This window comes from Streptomyces sp. NBC_00029, from assembly GCF_045160505.1.
Taxonomy (GTDB): Bacteria; Actinomycetota; Actinomycetes; order Streptomycetales; family Streptomycetaceae; genus Streptomyces.
On the sequence record NZ_CP108292.1, the window covers coordinates 7,531,356 to 7,552,105 of the forward strand.

At 73.0% G+C, this 20,750-nt stretch carries 19 protein-coding genes and 1 pseudogene; 11 read left to right on the top strand and 9 right to left on the bottom strand.

Annotation, left to right across the window (positions count from 1 at the left end; translation table 11 throughout):
- Positions 1-73: 73 nt before the first annotated feature.
- Positions 74-1,519 (bottom strand): NADP-dependent phosphogluconate dehydrogenase, encoded by a 1,446-nt coding sequence (gene gndA, locus OG753_RS34710; protein WP_405791359.1) that lies wholly within the window; start codon positions 1,517-1,519, stop codon positions 74-76.
- A gap of 184 nt (positions 1,520-1,703) precedes the next feature.
- Here gndA and OG753_RS34715 point away from each other — a divergent pair, with 184 nt between their 5' ends.
- Positions 1,704-2,999 carry a transglycosylase family protein gene (locus tag OG753_RS34715; RefSeq protein WP_405792915.1) on the top strand — a complete coding sequence of 432 codons (1,296 nt, stop codon included), beginning with the start codon at positions 1,704-1,706 and terminating at the stop codon, positions 2,997-2,999.
- A 108-nt stretch (positions 3,000-3,107) separates the two neighbouring features.
- On the opposite strand, the pseudogene OG753_RS34720 reads toward OG753_RS34715, so the two are convergent.
- Positions 3,108-3,836: pseudogene (locus tag OG753_RS34720) on the bottom strand (DMT family transporter); the annotation flags it as partial.
- 289 nt (positions 3,837-4,125) lie between these two features.
- On the opposite strand from OG753_RS34720, the gene OG753_RS34725 reads away from it, so the two are divergent.
- Positions 4,126-5,613, top strand: a complete 1,488-nt coding sequence (locus OG753_RS34725) for an SDR family NAD(P)-dependent oxidoreductase (RefSeq protein ID WP_327265614.1) — start codon at positions 4,126-4,128, stop codon at positions 5,611-5,613.
- 18 nt (positions 5,614-5,631) lie between these two features.
- Here OG753_RS34725 and OG753_RS34730 read toward each other — a convergent pair whose 3' ends face one another.
- Entirely contained in the window at positions 5,632-6,099 is a 468-nt protein-coding gene (locus tag OG753_RS34730; RefSeq protein WP_405791360.1) for a hypothetical protein, read from the bottom strand.
- Between the two features lie 330 nt (positions 6,100-6,429).
- On the opposite strand from OG753_RS34730, the gene OG753_RS34735 reads away from it, so the two are divergent.
- Both OG753_RS34735 and OG753_RS34740 read left to right on the top strand, forming a co-directional pair.
- Positions 6,430-6,603 carry a hypothetical protein gene (locus OG753_RS34735; RefSeq protein ID WP_162500713.1) on the top strand — a complete coding sequence of 58 codons (174 nt, stop codon included), beginning with the start codon at positions 6,430-6,432 and terminating at the stop codon, positions 6,601-6,603.
- Between the two features lie 175 nt (positions 6,604-6,778).
- Entirely contained in the window at positions 6,779-7,762 is a 984-nt protein-coding gene (locus tag OG753_RS34740; protein ID WP_405792917.1) for an NAD-dependent epimerase/dehydratase family protein, read from the top strand.
- Here the strand turns inward: OG753_RS34740 and OG753_RS34745 are convergent.
- From OG753_RS34745 to OG753_RS34755, 3 genes are read right to left on the bottom strand one after another with little or no spacing between them, the layout of a single operon-like run.
- Positions 7,748-9,187 carry a lipase maturation factor family protein gene (locus OG753_RS34745; RefSeq protein WP_405791361.1) on the bottom strand — a complete coding sequence of 480 codons (1,440 nt, stop codon included), beginning with the start codon at positions 9,185-9,187 and terminating at the stop codon, positions 7,748-7,750. The two genes, OG753_RS34740 and OG753_RS34745, sit on opposite strands and share 15 nt — an antisense overlap.
- Before the next feature lie 20 nt (positions 9,188-9,207).
- On the bottom strand, positions 9,208-9,741 hold the full coding sequence (locus tag OG753_RS34750) for a DUF1990 family protein (protein ID WP_405791362.1): 534 nt from the start codon (positions 9,739-9,741) through the stop codon (positions 9,208-9,210).
- On the bottom strand, positions 9,738-10,661 hold the full coding sequence (locus OG753_RS34755; RefSeq protein WP_405791363.1) for a YndJ family protein: 924 nt from the start codon (positions 10,659-10,661) through the stop codon (positions 9,738-9,740). Before OG753_RS34755 ends, OG753_RS34750 begins: the two co-directional genes overlap by 4 nt.
- 163 nt (positions 10,662-10,824) lie before the next feature.
- Here OG753_RS34755 and OG753_RS34760 point away from each other — a divergent pair, with 163 nt between their 5' ends.
- The 7 genes from OG753_RS34760 (at position 10,825) to OG753_RS34790 (ending at position 18,433) form a co-directional block, all read left to right on the top strand.
- Positions 10,825-12,126, top strand: a complete 1,302-nt coding sequence (locus tag OG753_RS34760) for a DUF6777 domain-containing protein (RefSeq protein WP_405791364.1) — start codon at positions 10,825-10,827, stop codon at positions 12,124-12,126.
- Positions 12,127-12,133: 7 nt separating this feature from the next.
- Positions 12,134-14,197: a SpoIIE family protein phosphatase gene (locus tag OG753_RS34765; protein WP_405791365.1), complete on the top strand. Its 2,064-nt coding sequence runs from the start codon at positions 12,134-12,136 to the stop codon at positions 14,195-14,197.
- Between the two features lie 86 nt (positions 14,198-14,283).
- Complete coding sequence (locus tag OG753_RS34770) at positions 14,284-14,940, top strand: class I SAM-dependent methyltransferase (RefSeq protein ID WP_405791366.1); 657 nt, start codon at positions 14,284-14,286, stop codon at positions 14,938-14,940.
- 162 nt (positions 14,941-15,102) lie between these two features.
- Positions 15,103-15,801 carry a hypothetical protein gene (locus OG753_RS34775; RefSeq protein ID WP_405791367.1) on the top strand — a complete coding sequence of 233 codons (699 nt, stop codon included), beginning with the start codon at positions 15,103-15,105 and terminating at the stop codon, positions 15,799-15,801.
- 84 nt (positions 15,802-15,885) lie between these two features.
- Positions 15,886-17,139, top strand: coding sequence for a hypothetical protein (locus OG753_RS34780; protein ID WP_405791368.1), 1,254 nt, complete (start codon positions 15,886-15,888; stop codon positions 17,137-17,139).
- A 20-nt stretch (positions 17,140-17,159) separates the two neighbouring features.
- Positions 17,160-18,020 (top strand): Fpg/Nei family DNA glycosylase, encoded by an 861-nt coding sequence (locus OG753_RS34785; RefSeq protein ID WP_401687631.1) that lies wholly within the window; start codon positions 17,160-17,162, stop codon positions 18,018-18,020.
- A gap of 26 nt (positions 18,021-18,046) precedes the next feature.
- The gene (locus OG753_RS34790; protein WP_405791369.1) at positions 18,047-18,433 is read left to right on the top strand and encodes a hypothetical protein; all 387 of its coding nucleotides are present in this window, start codon (positions 18,047-18,049) and stop codon (positions 18,431-18,433) included.
- An 18-nt stretch (positions 18,434-18,451) separates the two neighbouring features.
- On the opposite strand, the gene OG753_RS34795 is transcribed toward OG753_RS34790, so the two are convergent.
- The 3 genes from OG753_RS34795 to OG753_RS34805 form a co-directional block, all read right to left on the bottom strand.
- Positions 18,452-19,159, bottom strand: a complete 708-nt coding sequence (locus OG753_RS34795) for a DUF4913 domain-containing protein (protein WP_327265626.1) — start codon at positions 19,157-19,159, stop codon at positions 18,452-18,454.
- Positions 19,160-19,264: 105 nt separating this feature from the next.
- Positions 19,265-19,729 (bottom strand): hypothetical protein, encoded by a 465-nt coding sequence (locus tag OG753_RS34800; protein WP_327267008.1) that lies wholly within the window; start codon positions 19,727-19,729, stop codon positions 19,265-19,267.
- Between the two features lie 228 nt (positions 19,730-19,957).
- Complete coding sequence (locus OG753_RS34805) at positions 19,958-20,497, bottom strand: sigma-70 family RNA polymerase sigma factor (protein ID WP_405791370.1); 540 nt, start codon at positions 20,495-20,497, stop codon at positions 19,958-19,960.
- Positions 20,498-20,750: the final 253 nt, after the last annotated feature.

The window sequence follows — 20,750 nt, forward strand, 5'->3', positions numbered from 1 at the left end:
GAGCCGGACCCGATCCCGCCGCCGCCGGGGCCCGCGCCGATCCCGCAGCCCGGACCCCTCAGCTGACGGTGCCCTAAGAGGAACGGACCTCGGAGCGGTCGCCGCTCCAGAGCGTGTGGAACGAGCCCTCGCGGTCGGTCCGCCGGTAGGTGTGCGCCCCGAAGAAGTCCCGCTGCCCCTGGGTGAGGGCCGCAGGGAGCCGCTCCGTGCGCAGCGCGTCGTAGTAGGAGAGTGAGGCCGCGAAGGCCGGCACGGGGATGCCCTGGCGCACCGCCGCCACCAGGACGGAGCGCCAGCCCTCCTGGGCCGCCGCGATCTCCTCGGCGAAGTACGCGTCCGCGAGCAGGCTCGGCAGCTCCGGCTGCGCCTGGTACGCCGCCCGGATCCGGTCCAGGAACGCGGCCCGGATGATGCAGCCGCCGCGCCACAGCGAGGCCACCGCGCCCAGGTCCACGTTCCAGCCGTACTCCTCGCTGCCGGCCCGGATCTGGTGGAAGCCCTGGGTGTACGAGACGATCTTCGACGCGTACAGCGCCTGCTCCACCTGGGCGGCGAACGCCTCGGCCTCCTGAGGCGAGAGCGCGGCGGCCGTCGGGCCCGCGAGCCCGCGGGCGGCCTTGCGCAGGTCGGCGTGGCCGGAGACCGCGCGGGCGAAGACGGCCTCCGCGATCCCCGACACCGGCACGCCGAGGTCGAGCGCGATCTGCACCGTCCAGCGGCCGGTGCCCTTCTGCTCGGCGGCGTCGGCCACGATGTCCACGAACGGGCGCCCGGTCCCGGCGTCCGTGTGTGCGAGCACCTCCGCCGTGATCTCGATCAGGTACGAGTCCAGGCGCCCCCGGTTCCACTCCCGGAAGGTCTCCGCGATCTTCGCGGGGGAGTAGCCCGCGACCTCGCGCAGCAGGTGGTAGGCCTCGGCGATGAGCTGCATGTCGGCGTACTCGATGCCGTTGTGCACCATCTTGACGAAGTGTCCGGCGCCGTCGGGCCCGATGTGAGAGGTGCACGGCGTGCCGTCGGAGGCCTTCGCGGAGATCTTCTCCAGCAGCGGGCCGAGGGAGGCGTAGGACTCCGTCGAGCCGCCCGGCATGATGCTCGGGCCGAGCAGCGCGCCCTCCTCGCCGCCGGAGATGCCCACGCCCACGAAGTGGATGCCCTGCTCGCGCAGTTCCCGCTCCCGGCGCCGGGTGTCCTCGAAGTGCGCGTTGCCTCCGTCGATGATGACGTCGCCCTCCTCCAGGAGCGGGGCGAACTCGTGGATCACCGCGTCGGTCGGCTCCCCGGCCTTCACCATGATGACGATGCGGCGGGGGCGCTCCAGCGCGTCGACGAACTCCTTCGCCGACTCGGCCGCCACGAAGCTGCCCTCGTGCCCGAATTCCTCCACGAGTGCGGTGGTCTTCGCGGCGGTGCGGTTGTGTACGGCCACGGTGAATCCGTTGCGGGCGAAGTTGCGGGCGAGGTTGCTTCCCATGACTGCGAGGCCGGTGACGCCGATCTGGGCCGTGCTGGTGCTCATGTGTGCGCTCCTGCGTGCTTCGGTGTGCGGGCTGTGCCGACGCTACCCCGCCGTCGGCCGCGCGGCGCTCCCGCCTCTCGGTGGATTGTCAAGTTCCGCTGAATAGCGCCCCGTTGCTCCCCTTGTCGTGCAATGATCCCGGCGTTACGTTGTGCGATTCCTGATGTCTTCCAGGGGGGCTCCCATGGGCGTACGGGGCCGGCACCGCCGGTATCAGCCGAGCAGCATCAACCGGGCCTCGCTGGCCGTGACCGCCGGCGGCGCGGGCATCGCGCTCCCGCTCATGGGAGCCGGAGTCGCGAACGCGGCCTCCGTGGACACCTGGAACAAGGTCGCGGCCTGCGAGTCGACGAACAACTGGCGCATCAACACCGGTAACGGCTACTACGGCGGCCTCCAGTTCAGCCAGAGCACCTGGCGGGCCTTCGGTGGCACCGCGTACGCGCCGCGCGCCGACCTGGCCACGAAGGACCAGCAGATAGCGGTGGCGGAGAAGGTGCTGAAGGGCCAGGGGCCCGGCGCCTGGCCCAGCTGCGGGAAGGCCGCCGGGCTCTCGCGCAGCGGCCCGGCGCCCGCGGTCGCCCCGCAGGCCCCGTCGCAGCCCAAGGCGCAGGCGCAGGCGCAGACCCCGACGCGGTCACAGGTGCAGACGAAGGCACAGGCTCCGGCCGACGGACCCCGGCCGACGGGGACCTCCGTCCTGCCGAACCCTTACGTCGTCGCACCCGGCGACTCGCTCTCCGCGATCGCCACCGACCAGCACGTCGAAGGCGGCTGGCAACGGCTGTACGAGACCAACCGGGCCACCATCGGCGGCAACCCGAACCTGATCTTCCCCGGCCAGCGGCTCACCCTGCGGGTCACCACGGCGCCGGCCGCACCGCCGCCGCCCGCCCAGAATCCGGAGAAGCCGCCGCGGACCGCCGACCCGGTGAAGCCCGTGGAGCCGGCGGCCGACAAGCCCGCCGAGAAGCCGGTGCCCAAGCCGGTCGAGAAGCCTGTCGAAAAGCCGGTCGAGAAGCCGGTCGAGAAGCCGGCGCCGGAGCCCGCCTCAGTGCAGCAGAAGCCGGCTGCGGGAGGGTTCTCCGCCCCCGTCGACGCCGCCCTCGGCACGGCGTACCGCGTCTCGGGATCCTCTTGGTCCAGCGGCTACCACACGGGCGTCGACTTCCCGGTGGCGACCGGCACCACCGTCAAGTCCGTCGGACCCGGCCAGGTCGTCTCCGCGGGCTGGGCCGGGGCCTACGGCTACCAGGTCGTGATCCGGCACACCGACGGCCGGTACTCCCAGTACGCGCACCTCTCCGCCCTCGGCGTCAAGGCCGGCCAGCAGGTCTCCGGGGGCCAGCGCATCGGCCGCTCCGGCTCGACCGGCAACAGCACCGGACCGCACCTGCACTTCGAGATGCGCACGGGACCCGGCTACGGCTCCGACATCGACCCGCTGAAGTACCTCCGCAGCCATGGGGTCCGCATCTGACCCGCGCACGTGCGAGGGCACGACGGTGAGCAGGATCAGGCCGGCGGACGCGAGCGCGGCGCTGGCCACGGCCGCCGTCGCGCCCGCCGCCCCGTACCGGAAGCCCTCGTCGAACAGCGTGATGCCGACCGTCGCCGCCACCATCGGGTTGACCACGGTCACCGTGGCCAGCGGCGCGGTCAGGCCGGCGCCCCGGTAGGCCGCCTGCGACAGCAGCAGCCCGCCGGCCGCCAGTACCGCGATCGCCGCCAGGCCGGGCCACAGGCCGGGCAGCGCGCCCGGCCCGAAGTCCTCGGCCACCGACTTGGTGAACACCGAGGCCATGCCGAAGGCCGTACCGGCGGCCGCCGCCAGCAGCACGCTGTGCAGCACCGCCCGGTGCATCCGGTGAGCCGCCAGGAACAGCGCCAGCACCACCGCCGCGGTCACCATGAGCAGGACGCGCCGCTCGTCCCCCGCCAGCGCCTGCTCGGCCCGCCCGTCCCCGCCGGTCAGCGCCAGCAGCCCGGCCAGGCCGACCGTGGCCAGTACCGCCCCGCGCCAGGCCGCCGCGCCCGCCCGGCGCCGTACGAAGACGGCGGCCATCGGCAGGGCGAAGACGATGGTGAGCGCGCCGAGCGGCTGGACCAGGCTCAGCGGCCCGTACGCGAGCGCCACCACGTGCAGCAGGGCGCCGAGGCCGTTCAGCCCCACCGCCACCCACCAGCCACCCCGGCGCAGCGGGGCGTACGGGCGGTCCGGCGTGCTCGCCGCGACCCGTTCCTGGACGATCGCGCCACCCGCGTACGCCAAGGCGGACACGAGGCACAGCAGGACCGACAGCGCCAGTGCACTCATAAGGTCCACAATGCCGGACCCACCTGCGCTATTCCTCCGCCCACAGGTGGTGATCAGTCATACTCCCGACGTAGTACGGGAGTACGCAGCGTGGCCGTGCCGACAGCGGAAAGCGACCCCTGCCGTGCCGCAAAGTCACCGGTCCGCCCCGCACAGTGACACTCCGCTCGCCGTGGGTGAGGTCGGGAGAACGGGTTTGGCTCCGGGCAGGTCGGATCCGTACAGTTGCCCTTTTGAGGACTTCCGCAGCAGGCGGATGCGGACGAGTGATCAAGGAACGGCAGCGGCAATGACGGTGACCGAAGACAGCCAGGACTACGGGCATGCCTACGGGCCCGGTATCGACCCGGACCGCCTGGCCCTCTGCCTCAGCGTGCTCGACGAGCTCGACAAGCTCGACGTCGACCACCCCGACGCGATCACCGTACGCCGCGCCACCGCCGGCCTCTACCGCACGGTCAAGCAGCGCCGCCGCCAGGAGCGCCGCGCCGCCAAGACCGCCAACGACAAGGCCGTCACCGAGGCCACCGCCACCGGTTCCGCCGAGCGGATCGACGACGAGACCGAGGGCATCCTGCCCTCCTCGGTCACGGAGGCCGGCCGGATCGCCGGGATACTCCAGCGCCCGCGCTCCTGCTACGTCTGCAAGACGCGGTACGTCGAGGTCGACTACTTCTACCACCAGCTCTGCCAGGCCTGTGCCCTCGAGAACCGGACCAGGCGGGAGGCCCGCGCCGACCTGACCGGCAAGCGCGCGCTGCTCACCGGCGGCCGTGCCAAGATCGGCATGTACATCGCGCTGCGGCTGCTGCGCGACGGCGCCCACACCACGATCACCACGCGCTTCCCCAAGGACGCCATCCGTCGCTTCAAGGCGATGGAGGACTCCGCGGACTGGATGCACCGCCTGGAGGTCGTCGGCATCGACCTGCGCGACCCGGCCCAGTCCGTGGCCCTCGCCGAGCAGGTGGCCGGGGCCGGCCCGCTCGACATCCTGATCAACAACGCGACGCAGACCGTGCGCCGCCTGCCCAGCGCCTACGCGGCACTGGTGGAGGGGGAGGGCGCCCCGCTCCCCGCCGGTGAGCTCCCCGCCCACCACGTCATCGGCGCCTTCAACTCCGGCGCGGTCGACGGCCTGGCGGCGCTGCCCGTCGGAGTGAGCGGGCTCGAGGCGCAGAAGGTCGCCGACCTCGCCCTCGTCGCGGGCAACGCCAGCCTGGAGCGGCACCTCGCCGGCACCGCCATCGACGCGGGCGGTCTGCTGCCCGACGTCGTCGACAGCAACACCTGGGTGCAGACCATCGACCAGATCTCCCCGGTGGAGCTGCTCGAGACCCAGCTGTGCAACTACACGTCGCCGTTCATCCTGATCAGCGCGCTGCGGCCGGCCATGGCGGAGGCGGCCCGCAAGGCGGCCAACGGCCGGGCGTACATCGTCAACGTCTCCGCGATGGAGGGCGTATTCAGCCGCGGCTACAAGGGCGCGGGGCACCCGAACACCAACGCCGCCAAGGCCGCCATGAACATGGTGACCCGGACCAGCGGCCAGGAGATGTTCCAGACCGACCGCATCCTGATGACCTCGGTCGACACCGGCTGGATCACCGACGAGCGCCCGCACTTCGACAAGCTGCGCCTCGCCGAGGAGGGCTTCCACGCCCCGCTCGACCTGGTCGACGGTGCGGCGCGCGTCTACGACCCGATCGTCCGCGGCGAGGCCGGCGAGGACCTGTTCGGTGTCTTCCTCAAGGACTACGCCCCGGCGAACTGGTAGCCCCGAAGCCTCCCGCTCCTAAGGGAGGCCTCCGGCCGGCCTTCGCGACCCCCTCGGCACGCCGAGGGGGTCGCGTGCGTTTCCGGCGGACCGGAGCCGGCGGGCCCCGGCGGCGACCAGCTCCAGCAGCGGCCGCCAGTCCTCCGGCACGCCCGCGTCCAGGACCGCCGCGGCGGCCGATTCCCGGGCCTGTCGCAGGGTGGCCACCGCCTCGGCGTCGGCCCCGCCGTGGGCGCCGTACCCGCCGGGCGCGCCCGACAGCCGTACCAGCCGGGTCACCCGCTCGCCCAGCAGCGGGCGGACCGACTCCGCCGCCACTCCGTGGGTAACCGCCCCGTCACTCAGACGGAGCAGTCCGTCGAGGCCGTGCACCAGGCCCGCGATCTGCAGTTCCTTGTCGAAGGGGTGCGAGCGGCGCAGCAGCGCCGCGGTCCTCAGGCCATGGCCCTCGGGGTCGGCCCGCAGAAGATCCATCAGCTCCGACACGCTTGTGATGTACGGGACTTGAGCATCGTGCACTCCGGACTCCGTCACCGTCGGCCCCCTCCGTCGCACCCTGCGCGTCCGGGGTCGAGCAGATCACCCGTTACGTGCCCGCAGCCCGACGACTTGCTGAACCAGGGGCGAAAGTATGAGGGCGCAGCGGATTTTGCCTTCCTATCGAGCGGAGGTCCGCTCATATGTGTACTCTGGGGCATCAAGACGGCCCCCATCCGGGCCGCGCTCCACTAAGGCGCCACCGCGTCCGGAAACCCTTTACATCCCTTGCCCGGCGCGCGGTCGCTCGCCGGGTTGCGCGACACAAAGGAGTGCGCGGTGACTGAGAAGACCAAGCCCGAACCGACGGTCATGGAGCGGACGGGAACGCGGGCCAAGCCCCGAACCGACGAACTGGGAAGCCTTGAGGTCTGGGCACGATCCGCCCCGATCCGGCTGGCCGGCTACGAGGACGACCTGGCGGAAGCGCACATCCTGCCCGGGATCGACTAGTCAGTACAGCGGTGCCAAGCGCCCCCTCGTGCCCACGCGCACCGGGGGCGCTGCCCTGCCCGCCGGGTCCGCCCGCAGGGTGCGCGCGAGTTCCCCCCACCACTACGCCCTGAGCGTCATCGCCGAGGGCGATCAACACTTCCGCCGCCCCACCCGCCCCGGCAGGCTGGCCCGCATGAAGCTGCTGATGCTGGGTGGTACCGAATTCGTCGGACGCACGATCACCGAGGACGCCCTCGACCGGGGCTGGGAGGTGACCGTCTTCCACCGCGGGCACCACGCGCCACCGCCGGGCACCTCCGCCCTGCACGGGGACCGCACCGCCCCCGGCGGCCTGGCCGCCCTGGAGGCGGGGGAGTGGGACCTCGTCGTCGACACCTGGAGCGGGGCCCCCACCGCGGTGCGCGACAGCGCCCGCCTGCTGCGCGAGAGGACCGGAGGGTACGCGTACGTCTCCAGCCGCTCGGTGTACGCCTACCCCGCCCCGGCCGGCCTCGCCGAGGACGGCCCCCTGGTCGAGGGCTCGCCGGACGCAGGGCCGACCGCCTACGCGGAGAACAAGAGGGGCGGCGAACTCGCCGCCGTGGACGCCTTCGGGGACCGCGCCCTGCTCGTCCGCGCCGGGCTGATCATCGGCCCGTACGAGAACGTCGGCCGGCTGCCGTGGTGGCTGGACCGCACCGCTCGCGGCGGCCCCGTGCTCGCCCCCGGACCGAGTGAACTCCCGCTCCAGTACATCGACGTACGCGACCTCGCGCGCTGGACCCTGGACGCCGCCGCGGCGCGGCGCGGAGGCGCGTACAACCTGGTCTCCCCGTCCGGGCACGCCACGATGGGCAGTCTCCTGGAGGCCTGCGCCGCCGTCACCGCGGGCGGGGCCGAACTGCGCTGGACCGGGCCGGACGGGATCCTGGAGGCGGGCGTGGAGCCCTGGACCGAGCTCCCGATCTGGATCCCCGAGGGCGAGTCCCACGACCACATGCACCGCGGGGACGTCTCCAAGGCGCTGGCGGCCGGACTGAAGTGCCGCCCGGTGGAGGAGACCGTGGCCGACACCTGGGCCTGGCTGCGCTCGCTCGGCGGAGTCGCCCCGCAGCGGCCCGACCGGCCGGTCAAGGGTCTGTCCGCGGAGCGGGAGGCGGCGCTACTCGGGCTCTGAGAGACGCGCGTCCGCGAGGCGGGTCGGCGGGAGGTACTCGCGCACCAGCGTGCGGTGCCACCACGCCCCCGTCTCGCGCAGCTCCCGCCAGGTCGTGAACCGGTAGCGGTACAGCAGGGCCCGTACATGGACGGGCGGTGCGTCCGGGAACGGGTTGTCGCGCAGCAGCCGCAACGTGTCCCGGTCGCCGGCCAGCAGCCGCTCCACGAACGGCCCGAACCAGTCCCGCGCGTAGTCGGGGGAGATCGCCGCGAACCACATCAGCCAGTCGAGCCGGAGGTGGTACGGGGCGAACTGGCGCGGCACCCTGCGTGGTTCACCCGGCTTGCCCTTGAAGCCGTACGCGCGCCAGTCGCCGTCCTCGCGCGGCACCCGGTCCGCGGTGCCCTCCACCACCACCTCCATCCGGACCCGGCCGACCGAGCCGAAGGCCCCGTAGGTGTTGACCAGGTGGAGTGCGTCGAAGGAGCGGTTCATCACCTGGCGGCGCGAGATCATGTTGAGCACCGGGTGGTGGCTCAGGAACAGGACGAGTGCGGTCACCGCGCACACCAGCACCACGAACCACACCGGCCCCGTGCGCGAGGCTGCGGCCGGGGGAGCGCCCGCGATCCCGGTGAAGTCCACGGCGGAGACGGCGAGCGTGATCGTCAGCCAGTTCAGCCAGGCGAAATTGCCGGACAGCACCAGCCACAGCTGGGTCGCGATGATGATCCCGGCGGCGTACGAGGCCACCGGCTGCGGGGTGAACAGCAGAACCGGAACGATCAGTTGGGTCACATGGTTGGCCGCGCACTCCACCCGGTGCAGCGGCTTCGGCAGATGGTGGAAGAACCAGCTCAGCGGACCGGCCATCGGCTGCGTCTCGTGGTGGAAGTACAGGCAGGTCAGCTTGCGCCAGCAGGAGTCGCCGCGCATCTTGATCAGTCCGGCGCCGAATTCCACGCGGAAGAGCAGCCAGCGCAGCAGCCACAGCACCAGGACCGGTGGTCCGGCCCGCGCATTGCCGAGGAACACGGCGAGGAAGCCCACCTCCAGCAGCAGGGACTCCCAGCCGAAGGAGTACCAGGTCTGCCCCACGTTCACGATCGAGAGGTAGAGCGCCCACAGCACCGCCCACATCGCCATGGCCGCGCCGAGCGGTACCTCGTCCCCGGCCCCGGCGGCGAGCGCCGCGGCCAGCGCCGCCCCGGCCCAGGCGCAGCCGGCGAAGAGGCGGTCGGAGTAGCGCAGTTGGAACAGGCTCGGGGCGCGCCGGAAGGGCACGTACCGGACGTAGCGCGGTACGGGCGTCATGCCGTGCGCCCCGATCAGGGCCCGGAACTGCAGGGCGGCCCCGATGAAGGCGATGAGGTAGACCCCGGCCAGGGCCCGCTGGAAGACCAGCCGGGCGAGCCAGTATCCGGGCGCCGTGAACCAGTCCATCGCCTCCAGTATCGGACCGGTCAGCCGGTGGTGGCCAGTGTGCGCAGGCGGCGGCCCAGCAGGCGGGCGTAGCTCAGCTGGAGGAAGGGGACGACCGGCCCGGCGAGGCGGGTGTACCAGCTGTTCGGGCGGCTGAAGGCGGTGACCGTGAACCACACCGTGCCGTCCGGGTCCATGTCCACGACGAAGGACTCCTCCCCGCACTCGGGGTGGCCGGCCAGGGTGCCGTAGGCGAATCCGATCCGGGCGGGCTCGTACGCCGTCCAGATCACCTGGCACGGGGCGTCGATCCGCAGGGGGCCGAGGCCGATCCCGACGACGACCCGGCTGCCGGGCCGGACCGCACCGGTATCGGCCTGTACCCGCATGCCCGAGGTCCGGTGGGCGTGGAAGGTGGTGACCGCGGTCCCGGCGGTCTCGAAGACGGCCCGGCCGTGGCCGAGGCGGGTGCGGTGGTTCAGGTGGTTGTATCCGGCGGGCAGCGGCCGGTGGGCCGTCGCGCCCCTGTCGGGGTAGTTGACGGTGTCCCGGCCGGTGCTGAGGAGGCGGGTCATGGCGAGGTCTCCAGTCGGTCGGTGGTGGTGAGGGTGTCTGCCCGGCGGCCCCGGCGGACCGGACGGGCCGGGCCGTCCGCGGGTACGGGCCCCGGCCGGTCGGCGGCCAGCCGGCGCCAGGCGAGCACCGAGCACAGGGCGAATCCGAGGGCGTTTCCGAGGCCGTGGGTGGCGGCCATCCAGGTCAGGGTGGGGTGTGCGATCCCGGTGGCCTCGCCCGCCGCCCACCACAGGGCGAGCAGCATGGTGGCCACGAGAACGGTCGCGGAGGTGGCGAGCAGGGCCCGGGTGGTCCGGTCCCCGGCGGCGGGCCGGATCTCCCGCCAGGTCAGCAGGGCCACGGCCCACATCCCGCCGGTCAGGACCACCGCGCCGAGCAGCTCGGCCCAGTCGTCGACGAAGTAGCCGAGGAGCACGAGCAGGGTGCCCGCCGGGACGCTGTACGCCGCCCAGTGCGCGAGGCCGGTCCCGGCGCGGCCGCCGGTGGCGCGGCACACCAACCCGGCGACCAGGGCAGCGGTGAATCCGGCGAAGTGGAAGTGGGGCACGGTCAGCGCCAGGATGTCGAGTTCGAAGCCGAAGAGCCGGTACCCGGCGCGCTCGGCGACCAGCGCGGTGGCGGCGATCGACGGCGAGACCAGTGCGGTGGCGACCGCGATCTCGGGCGGGCCCGGGAAGCGGTTGCGCAGCAGCAGGGCCGGGGCCCGGGCCGCGAGGGCCAGGCAGGCCGCCGCGTAGAGTGCGGCGAGCGCGGTGGCGGGCATGCCGCGCGGCAGCCAGAGGCACAGGGCCCCGGGGGCGGCCGCGACGGGCCAGAGCCGGGCCGTCCGCAGGAGCCGGGCCGGGTCGATGAGCCGCAGGCCGGCCGGGACGACGTAGAACATGCCCAGGGTGACGATCACGTTCACCAGTACCGTCACCCTGGACTCCCCCCAATGCCGCGGCCCAACGCCTTGAACGCGTTCAACTCACATGGGTGAGCCTACGACCTTCCTTGAACATGTTCAAGATGCGCTCCGGTTGCGGCTCCTGCGCGGATGCGGCAGACAAGAGGAAGCAACCGGGGCGAAAAGGGAGATTCACGTGTACGGACCGTCACTTCCGACACCTCGTCAGACGTCGCGTCGTCAGGCACCCGCCGGCGCCGCCCTCTTCGCCCTCCTCAGCCTGTTCGCCGCGGCGTGCGGCGGACCGGAGAAGACGGCGGGCGCCGCGGGCGCCGAGAGCCAGGAGGTCTACCTCCAGCCCGTCGCCTCCGCGGGCCCCGACCCCTTCACCGCCTCCTCGGCCACCGCCGAGTCCGCCCCCGTACAGCCTCCGCTGCCCAACCGGACCGGAGAGGGCATCCGCACCGTCAACGCGGCCACCCCCGGCCTGTACGGCGGTACCCAGCGGCTGGGCAGCTGCGACGTGGAACAGCAGGTCCGCTTCCTGACCGCGGACAACGCCAAGGCGCGCGCCTTCGCCGAGGCGACCAACATCGAAGAGGCGAAGATCCCCGACTTCCTGCGCGGCCTGACGCCCGTCGTCCTGCGCGCCGACATCCGCGTCACCAACCACGCCTACCGCGACGGCCGCGCCGACGGATTCCAGTCCGTCCTGCAGGCGGGCACAGCCGTCCTCGTCGACGAACACGGCATGCCCCGGGTCCGCTGCAGCTGCGGGAACCCGCTGGCCTCACCGCGCTCCGCCAAGGGATCCCCGGTGCACAAGGGAGACCCGTGGAGCGGCTACCAGGCCAATCAGGTCGTCGTCATCGAACCCACGACCCACGTGATCAACAATCTGGTGATCGTCAACATCACCGACAACACCTGGATCGAGCGCAAGCGGGGCGACGACGGAGCCCAGGACCGGGCCCCGAAGGCACTGCCCCCTTACGATCCGTCCGCCGGCATCCCCGACGGGCCCCTCACCCCGCCCGGGACCGCGACCGACGGCCCCTGCCCGGGCCAGGCGTCACCGGGCCAGGGCTCACCGGGCTCGCCCTACGCCCCCGAGGCCCCGACGGCGCCCCTCCCCGGGGCGACGGACTGCCCGCCGGACCCGCGGTCCTCGCAGAGCTCACCCGGCGAGAGCCCGCCGCAGAACCCGGGCGTGCCGTCGAACCCGGCCACCCGGCCGCAGCAGCCGCCGTCCGGCAATTCCTCGGACACCCCGACCGGCCAGCCGCTGGACCCGGCCGACCCGGCGCTGCCCCTGGAACCCGACGGATCGGCCCCGCTGCTGCCCGGCGATCCCAACGACCCGTACGCCCCGTCCGACCCCTACGCCCCGTCCGACCCCTACGCCCCGTCCGACCCTTACGCCCCGACCGACCCGAACGTCGACCCGGACCTGCTGCCCCAGCCCTCGGACGAGAGCCACTCGCTGGAGAGCGCCTGACCGGCCCGTGTGTCATGGTGGATCGGTGCCGACCACCGTATCGCTGCCGGACGACTGGCCCGCACACCCGGACCGGTCGCTCTCGCTGAACCGCATGGGCAGTTTCGACTGGGACCTGGTCACCGGTCTCATGCACATGGACGAAGCCGCCCTCGACGTCTTCGACACGACCAGCGACGAGTACGACGGCCGGCCCGAGTCCCTCAACCCCCGCGTCCCCGCCACCGAGGGGCAACGCCTCGACGCCCTCGTCTCCTCCGCCCTCAAGAGCGGCGAGGACAGCTACGGCGCCTACTTCCGCATCCGCTGCCACGACGGGCGGCTGCGCTGGACGCACACCCAGGGCCGCGTCATGCGCGACACGGACGGCCGCCCGTACCGGATCATCGGCATCGTCCGGGACGCCACCGAGGAGCTCAGCCACTCGGCGGAGCGCCTCGGCCTGGACGAGGAACGCCGCCGCCAGACGTCGGTGGTCGAGTCCACCACCGCCGCCCTCGCGCACGCCCGGACGGTGCAGGACGTCATCGACGTCATCGGCGACGCCCACGGCCTGGAACGGCTCGGCTCCATGGGCATGGTGATGGGCCTCGTCGAGGCCGGCCGGATCCACCTGGTCGCCGAGGGCCCGGAAGACAGCTTCGTCCCCGGCACCCGCTACACCCGCATCGACGAGCAGTACCCCATGAGCGAGGTCGTCCGTTCGCTGGAGCCGCGCTTCCTCGACTCGGCGCAGGAATTCGCCCAGGACTATCCGGGCCTCTGGGCGAAGATCTCGTACATGCGGATCTCGGCCGCCGCCTACCTCCCGCTCATCGCCCAGGCCCGCCCGATCGGCGCGATCGGACTGCTCTACCAGGACAAGGACGGCTTCACCCAGGAGGAGCGCAACCTGCTCGTCGCCCTGGGCAGCAGCATCGCGCAGAGTCTCCAGCGGGCCATGCTGCTGGAGCAGGAGCACGACCTGGCCGAGGGCCTGCAGCAGGCCATGCTGCCGCGGCGGATCCCCTCGGTGGCCGGCGGTGAGATCGCCGTACGCTACCGCTCCGCCCGGATGGGCCAGGACATCGGTGGCGACTGGTACGACGTCATCCCGCTGCCCGGCGGCCGGGTCGGGGCCGTCATCGGCGACGTCCAGGGCCACGACACGCACGCGGCGGCGGTCATGGGCCAGCTGCGGATCGTGCTGCGCGCCTACGCCGCCGAGGGGCACTCGCCGGGCACGGTCATGGCCCGGGCCTCCGTCTTCCTGCACGAGCTGGACACCGACCGGTTCGCGACCTGCGCGTACGTGGAGGCCGACCTCTCGACGGGCGTCCTCCAGGTGGTCCGGGCGGGCCACATCGACCCGCTGCTGCGCACCCGCGACGGGGACTGCCACCGGCTGCCGGTGGCCGGCGGGATGCCGCTCGGCCTCTCGGCGGAGTTCGGCCGCCTGGAGTACCCGGTGACCACGGTGGAGCTCGATCCGGGAGAAACGCTCCTGCTGTGCACCGACGGCCTCGTGGAACAGCCCGGCGCCGATCTCGACGACGGGATCCAGCTCCTGTCCTCCCACATCCGGGGCGGACCGGCGGACCTGCAGCTCCTGGCGGACCTGCTGTGCGAGATCGCCGACGAACGCGGCGGGGACGACGACATGGCGCTGCTGCTGCTGCGCCGCCAGGTGGTGGCGGTCCCGGAGGGCGGCGGCCGCCTCCAGCAGCACGTGGCACCGGGCGACCCGGAGGCCCTCGTGGCGGCCCGCCACATGATCGGGGCGGCCGTTCGCGCGTGGGGCGCGCGGGAACGGGCCGACGAGATCGAACTCGTCGCGGACGAACTGATCGTGAACGCCCTCATGCACACGGACGGCCCGGCGATCGTGACCCTGCGCGTCCTGGCGGGCCCCCAGCGCAGACTCCGGGTGGAGGTCGAGGACCGCTCCAGCGCCCTCCCGCGCCGCCGCGAGGCGGGGGAGTCGGGCGTCTCGGGCCGCGGCCTGATGCTGGTGGACCGCCTGGCGGACGTGTGGGGCGTGGAGCCGCGGGGCGGCGGCAAGTGCGTGTGGTGCGAGTTCGTGGTCGGCTGACCTCCCGCGCGCGCCGCAAGCGGCCGACGCCCCGGGGCGTCGCCGGCCGGAGTGGGATGTCGGTGGGGGCTGACAGGATCGCCGGCATGTCCGATCCCACCCGCGCCATCACCGAGTACTGGGACGCCGCCGCGGCCGCGTTCGACGACGAGCCGGATCACGGCCTGCGCCAGGAGCACACCCGTGCCGCGTGGGCCCGGCTGCTGAGAGCATGGCTTCCCGCCGGGCCGGCCGACGTGCTCGACGTCGGCTGTGGCACCGGCTCGCTGTCGCTGCTGCTGGCCGAGGCCGGGCACCGGGTGACCGGCGTGGACCTGGCACCCCGGATGGTGGAGCAGGCCGGGGCCAAGCTCGCGGCCGCGGGCTTCGAGGGACGCTTCCTCCTCGGCGACGCCGCGGCCCCGCCGACCGGGCAGGAGCGGTACGACGTCCTCCTCTGCCGCCACCTGCTGTGGACCCTGCCCGACCCCGGGGCCGCTCTCCGCGAGTGGGTCGCGCGGCTCTCCCCGGGAGGCCGGCTGGTCCTGGTCGAGGGACGATGGCGGGAAGCGGGCGAGAGCGGGGTGCCGTACGTCGCCGGAGCCGAATCACTGCCCTGGTACGGCGGGATCACCGCCGAGGAGCTGGCCGCCGAGGTCCGGCCCCTGGTGTCCGCACTGCACATCGAACCGCTCAGCGGCGAAGCCGAGTTGTGGGGCGGACCCGTCACCGATGAGCGGTACGCGCTGATCGCCCGGACCTGACCCGCTTGGCGGCTTCCCGTCCCCGATCGGCCGAAGAGTCGCTGGCAGGTACATGCAGTCGGCGGGTGGAATGACGGTGTGCCGCCGGACAGGGCGGTACGCACCGTCGCTGAGCCCCGCGGCCGCCCACCTGCGCCGCGGCCGACGACCAGGAGCCAGGACTTGCACCGCACCTCTCGCCTCCGCACCTCTCTCCTCTCCCTCGCCGCCGTACTGGCCGCCGCCATGACGGCCGCCGCGCCCGCCTCCGCGGCCCCCGCGGCGGCCACCGCCGTCGGGCCCGTCGTGGTCCGCCTCACCGGCCTGGGCGGCGGCCCGCAGAACATCGCCGCGGCCGCCGCCCAGGACCATCTCGCACGTCAGGCCGCCGAGCTCGGCTTCGCCGGTTCGCAGTGCCGGGTGACGGAAGGGCCGGTCTACCAGCACGTGACCGGCAACTACTACAACGCCATGATCAAGGCGACCTGCAGCGGCGATCCCGCGGTGAGCAGCCCCACCCGCAGCCTCAATCGCCTGATCGGACCGAACGGCGAACACATCAGCACCGTCTGGAACGTTCCTCCGGGCTACAGCGTCGAGGGCAGCCTCGGCCAGCTCTACACGAGCCCGCGCGAGGGCACGGTGCCGATCTACCACTGCGTCGTCCGCCGGGACAACTTCCTTTCCGCCGACGTCAACTGCGAGGGCCAGACCTACGTCTCCCGGCTCGGCTGGTTCCATCCGGGCCAGCCCGCCGACGTGGGCAGCGCGCCGCTGATGCGCTGCATGGTCGGCAAGCAGCGGGAGTTCTTCGAGTCCAACGCGACGAACTGCGAGGGCCAGACCTCCGGCGGCCAGCTCGGCTGGATCCTCACCGGCTGACCCGCCCGGGCAGAACCCGTGCGACCCCCGCCGCCCCCGAAACTCCGTTGCGGGCGCGGCGGGGGTCCGTGAGGATCGGGGGCGATGACCAACGCCATGGATGAAGTACGCCGGTTCCTCAAGAAGGACGATCTTCCCGGAGCGGTACGGTCCCTGAGGCCGCACGCCGAGACGACACCGATCGCCGAACTCGCCAAAGCCGCAAGGGCCCTGGCCGACGCCGCCGGGTTCAAGGACCTGGCCGGCGCCGCCAAGGCAGCCGCCAAACGGCCCGGCGAACCCCAGACCCTCTACGACTTCGGCTACGCCTGCGTCGAGCGCGGCATAGCCTTCCTCGCCGTCGCTCCGCTGCGCGAGGCACTCCGGCTCCTCCCGGACTCGCGGGCCCTCCGCGCCGAGCTGGTCTCCGCCCTGGAGGACGAGAACCGGCACGACGAGGTCATCGAGCTGCTCTCCGGCCGGGGCGCCGCACTGCCCGCCTGGCCCGAGACGTACCTCCTCGTCCACCACACCCTGCTGGCCGGGGATCTGGACACCGCCGCGCGCATCGGCCGCGCTCTGCCCGCCCCCGAGGACCCGCAGTGGGCGGACGCCCACGACCGCCAGACGCGCCGCCTGCACCGCACCGACCGGGCCCGCCGGGCCCGGAGCGCCGCCGGCCATGCCGATCCGCTCGGCCGCACCGACCTGCGCGGCTGGCACTACGGCCTCACCGGCGGCCTGCTGGGCACCCTCTCCCCGTACGGCTGGGACGCCGGCATGACCGGCCGGTTCGCCTACCTGGGGGACACCCACGAGACGTGCCGACACGGCCTGGCCCGCCTGGCGCTCGCCCTGGAGGCCGCCGGGCGCCGCCCCTCCACTGTCTCGCTGCTGCCCGGCCGCTCCGACCGGATCCTCGGGCTCGCCGCCGCCCGCGTGCTCGGGCTGCCCTCCGTACCGTACGAGCCCTCCCGGACGGACACCCTCGTCGTCGCGTACGACCTGAACGCGGTGGACCCGGACCTCGTCCGCACCCTCCACGCGCGCGCCGACGGCCAGATCCTGGCCGAGCACGCCACCCGCTGGACGAACCCGCCCGCGGTGAGCGCGGACTTCAGCACGCTGCTGTGCCAGTTCGTCGTCCCGCCGTGGAAGGAGGACCCGCGGCCCGAGGAGGAGATCGCCCGGGACATCGCGCGTGCCGACGCCGCCGCGGACCAGGGCGACGGCATGACCCCGCCCGACCCGGACGAGGACTTCCGGGCCTTCGCGTCCGCCGTCCGCGACGGCTGGCTCACCGGCCCGCGCGACCACGTCGCCTCTCCCGGGCCGGTGCCCAGCTCGCGCTTCGCCTGAGGCGGCGGCAGGCTGGGACCATGCCGGAACTGCCCGAGGTCGAGGCCCTGCGGGAGTACCTCGACGAGCACCTCACCGGGCGGGTGGTCGAGCGCGTCCTCCCGCTCGCCGTGAGCGTGCTCAAGACGTACGACCCTCCGCTCACCGCCCTCGAGGGGCAGCCGGCCGGCGCCACCGCCCGGTACGGCAAGTTCCTGGCCCTCCCGGTCGGCGAGCTCCACCTCGTCACGCACCTGGCCCGGGCCGGCTGGCTGCGCTGGCAGGACACCCTGCCCGCGCAGCCGCCGCGCCCCGGCAAGGGACCGCTCGCACTGCGCGTCTCCCTCGTGGGCGGCGGCGGCTTCGACCTCACCGAGGCCGGCACCCAGAAGCGCCTCGCCGTGTACGTGGTCCACGACCCGCAGGAGGTGCCCGGCATCGCCCGCCTCGGCCCGGACCCGCTCGCCGAGGGATTCGACCGGGACGCCTTCGCCGCACTGCTCGCGGGGGAGCGGCGCCAGATCAAGGGGGTCCTGCGGGACCAGAGCGTGATCGCGGGCATCGGCAACGCCTACAGCGACGAGATCCTGCACGCGGCCCGGGTCTCGCCGTTCAAGCTCGCCGCGTCCTTCACCGAGGAACAGCTCACCCAGCTCCACGAGGCCGTGCAGGGCACCCTGCGCGAGGCCGTCGGGCGGGCCCACGGCGTCGCCGCCGGAAAGCTCAAGGCCGAGAAGAAGAGCGGGCTGCGGGTGCACGGCCGGGCCGGGGAGCCGTGCCCGGTGTGCGGGGACACCGTCCGCTCCGTGTCCTTCGCCGATTCCTCGCTCGAGTACTGCCCCACCTGCCAGACCGGCGGGAAGCCGCTCGCCGACCGCCGGCTCTCGCGCCTCCTCAAATAGCAGGCCGCTGCGTAGACTCCGCCACCATGGCCGAGGAGCAGCAGCAGTCGCCGCCCCGGCGCGAGATCGTCACCGGGGTTCCCCGGGGCGCCCGCCGCCGGCCGCCCCAGCACACCCCCGCCCGCTCGGAGATCTCCGAGCAGACCACCCTCGGGGCCACCTACGTACGGGCCCTCATGCGCAGCCAGCTGCGCGCCGCTCTGGGGGCGCTGGCGGCGCTCGTGTCGCTGGTGGGGACGCTGCCGCTGGTGTTCGCGCTGTCGCGCGACGCTTCGGAGCCGCTGGTCTGGGTGGTGCTCGGCCTGCTGGTGTACCCGGTGATGTGGATCGTCGCCCGCTGGTACGTCACCCGGGCGGAGCGCAACGAGGCCGATTTCACCGGCCTGGTGATGGATCCGGCCGACCGGACGTAGCGGGCGTCCGGAGGAGGCCTACGCCGGCTCGTACGGGTCCACCGGGAGCGGGCCGAGCGGTGTCGGCGTGTGCCCCTTCGAGGGGGAGCAGGAGGCGAACGGGCCCTGCCGGGGGTCCATCAGGACCTTGAGGTGCGGATCGGCGTGCTGGATCCACCACGTCGTCATGCCGAGGGCCGAATCGTGCCGCAGGTGCTCCCAGGCCAGCCAGAGCGCGGACAGCCGGGCCCCCGCCTCCGGGTGTTCCCACCACGTCGGACACCAGGTCGCGGACGTACCGTCCAAGGGGCGGCGGACCGTGACCGCGAGGTAGTCGGTGACGAAGGCGAAGACGTCGCCGAAGTAGAACTCGGGCCCGTCGCCATAGACTTCCGACGCCGGCATGGGGAAGACGGAACGCGGTTCCCGCTTCGGCCGGGGCAGTGGGTACAGCGCCAGCAGCGAGCCCAGGGCGTCGTCACTGCGCCGGAGTTCCGTCAGGAGCCAGCCCAGGAGGAGCTCCTGCAGTTCGGCGACCTCGGCGAAGGCGTCCGCCGCGAGGGAGGCGGTGAGCCGCTCCCGCCAGTCGCCCAGCTGCCGCCTCCAGTGGTCCTCCTCCGCGGCCGAGCGGGAGCCGGCCAGGAAGCGGGCCACGGTCCAGTGGTGTTCCTTCCAGGCGTCACCATCGGCTTCGGCCGTCACCCGCGCCGCAACCCGCTGCGCGTTCTCGATCGCTTTGCTGTCCATGGAGCTGAGGAGTGCCTTTCACGCCAGGTAAGGAGTGTGCTGATCATATGAGTTCAGCCTCCTGTACCTGGGTCACGGCACTCGTGTGCGTCCCGGTTCACCGGTTCAGAACAGGTGCATCGCCAAGTGGCCGAGCGGCAGACCGAGTTGCCAGGCCGGGGTCCACACGCGCGCGTTCTCGTCCAGGCCCGGCGGGAAGTCGGTGTGGTCGGGCAGTCCGGGGTCGAGGTTGGTGGCGAACAGCTCGGTGCCGTCCAGCCAGCGCCATGCCGCTCGGGCCAGTTCCAGGTCGGGGTCCTCGCGTTCGCCGCGCTCGCGGGCCTCCTCGCCGAGGGCGAGGAACCGGGTGTGCACCCAGTCGCGCCAGGGGTGCCCGTACGCCGTGAGCGACAGCCATTCGTCGAGCTGTGAGACCACCCGGATCCCGGAGAGCTCGCCGGCGGCGTCCGAGAGGTAGATCGTCAGGGCGAGCGTGTCCCGTCCGGCCCGGAACTCCAGCGTGCTGACCGGGATGAGCCGGCCCGTGCGCAGCAGTTCGTCCGCGATGTACTCGGCGTACAGCCAGGCCATGGGCACCGCGAGCCCGCCGTCACTGGTGCCGTTACTACCCTCGGGCTGCACCGTTCCACCTTCTCCCGCGCTTCGAGCGTCCCGTCGTCAGCCCTGAGCCTTCACCGAGCGGCTCGCGGAGCGGGGGATGTTTACTCAACTTGCACGGTCTGATGCCGAAATCGACGCGTTTTATGTCCGGTCCGCATCTGTTCACGGCGATACGCGATCCGTCCCCCGGTCGCGGGATCAGGCGCCGAGACCGTATCCGTAGCCCTGGAGGTCCTTCCGCAGGGCGCGGAGGGCGTAGTACATACGGGATTTGACGGTGCCCGCCGGGATGCCGAGTTCGGCGGCGGCCTCGGCCACCGACCGGTCGCGGAAGTAGACCTGCATCAGCACCTCGCGGTGCTCCGGCCCCAGGGACCCCACGGCCCTCCTGACGTCGATCGCGGTGACCGAACCGGCCACCGCGTCCTGGGGCTCGGGAGCCTGCTCCAGTCCCTCCGGGTCCACCTCCAGCGGCCGGGACAGCCGGGCCCGCCGGGCGTCGATCGCGAGCCGCCGCGCCACCGTGAACAGCCAGGGCCGCATGGAGTCGTGCCCGCTGGCCAGGGCCTCCGGGTGCTGCCAGACCCGTACGAGGGTCTCCTGCACGAGGTCCTCCGCGCGCTGGGCGTCCCCGGCGGTGAGGCCGACCAGGAAGCCGAACAGGGCCCGCCCGTGGTCGCGCTGGAGTTCGGCCAGCGCCTCGGGATCCGTACGCAGGAGGGTGGGGGAGAGCGGCACGAGGGGCTCCTTCCGGGGTGCGTGGGGGCCGTGGAAGTGGCGACGCCTCCACCCTGACCTGCATGGAGCCGCCCCGGAACCGTCCGGCTGCGGCCTTGCGCCCAAGCACCCCGGTCGTCCGCCGGGCGGCCGTGCGGGGCGGTGAACGGTCGAATGGCGCGGCGAACGGCGGTGCCCGCCGATCGGGTGAGCCGCGGCCGGTGCGGCGGAGCCGGTCCTTGACTTACGGCGTGTAGTTATATGGATTGCATGT

Excerpts from the sequence above, each read along its gene's own strand:
- OG753_RS34780 (WP_405791368.1), top strand. The coding sequence starts at position 15,886 with ATGACCAACGCCATGGATGAAGTACGCCGGTTCCTCAAGAAGGACGAT.
- OG753_RS34745 (WP_405791361.1), bottom strand. The coding sequence starts at position 9,187 with ATGGACTGGTTCACGGCGCCCGGATACTGGCTCGCCCGGCTGGTCTTC.
- OG753_RS34715 (WP_405792915.1), top strand. The coding sequence starts at position 1,704 with ATGGGCGTACGGGGCCGGCACCGCCGGTATCAGCCGAGCAGCATCAAC.
- gndA (WP_405791359.1), bottom strand. The coding sequence starts at position 1,519 with ATGAGCACCAGCACGGCCCAGATCGGCGTCACCGGCCTCGCAGTCATG.
- OG753_RS34795 (WP_327265626.1), bottom strand. The coding sequence starts at position 19,159 with ATGGACAGCAAAGCGATCGAGAACGCGCAGCGGGTTGCGGCGCGGGTG.
- OG753_RS34790 (WP_405791369.1), top strand. The coding sequence starts at position 18,047 with ATGGCCGAGGAGCAGCAGCAGTCGCCGCCCCGGCGCGAGATCGTCACC.
- OG753_RS34770 (WP_405791366.1), top strand. The coding sequence starts at position 14,284 with ATGTCCGATCCCACCCGCGCCATCACCGAGTACTGGGACGCCGCCGCG.
- OG753_RS34750 (WP_405791362.1), bottom strand. The coding sequence starts at position 9,741 with ATGACCCGCCTCCTCAGCACCGGCCGGGACACCGTCAACTACCCCGAC.
- OG753_RS34785 (WP_401687631.1), top strand. The coding sequence starts at position 17,160 with ATGCCGGAACTGCCCGAGGTCGAGGCCCTGCGGGAGTACCTCGACGAG.
- OG753_RS34740 (WP_405792917.1), top strand. The coding sequence starts at position 6,779 with ATGAAGCTGCTGATGCTGGGTGGTACCGAATTCGTCGGACGCACGATC.
- OG753_RS34725 (WP_327265614.1), top strand. The coding sequence starts at position 4,126 with ATGACGGTGACCGAAGACAGCCAGGACTACGGGCATGCCTACGGGCCC.
- OG753_RS34800 (WP_327267008.1), bottom strand. The coding sequence starts at position 19,729 with ATGGCCTGGCTGTACGCCGAGTACATCGCGGACGAACTGCTGCGCACG.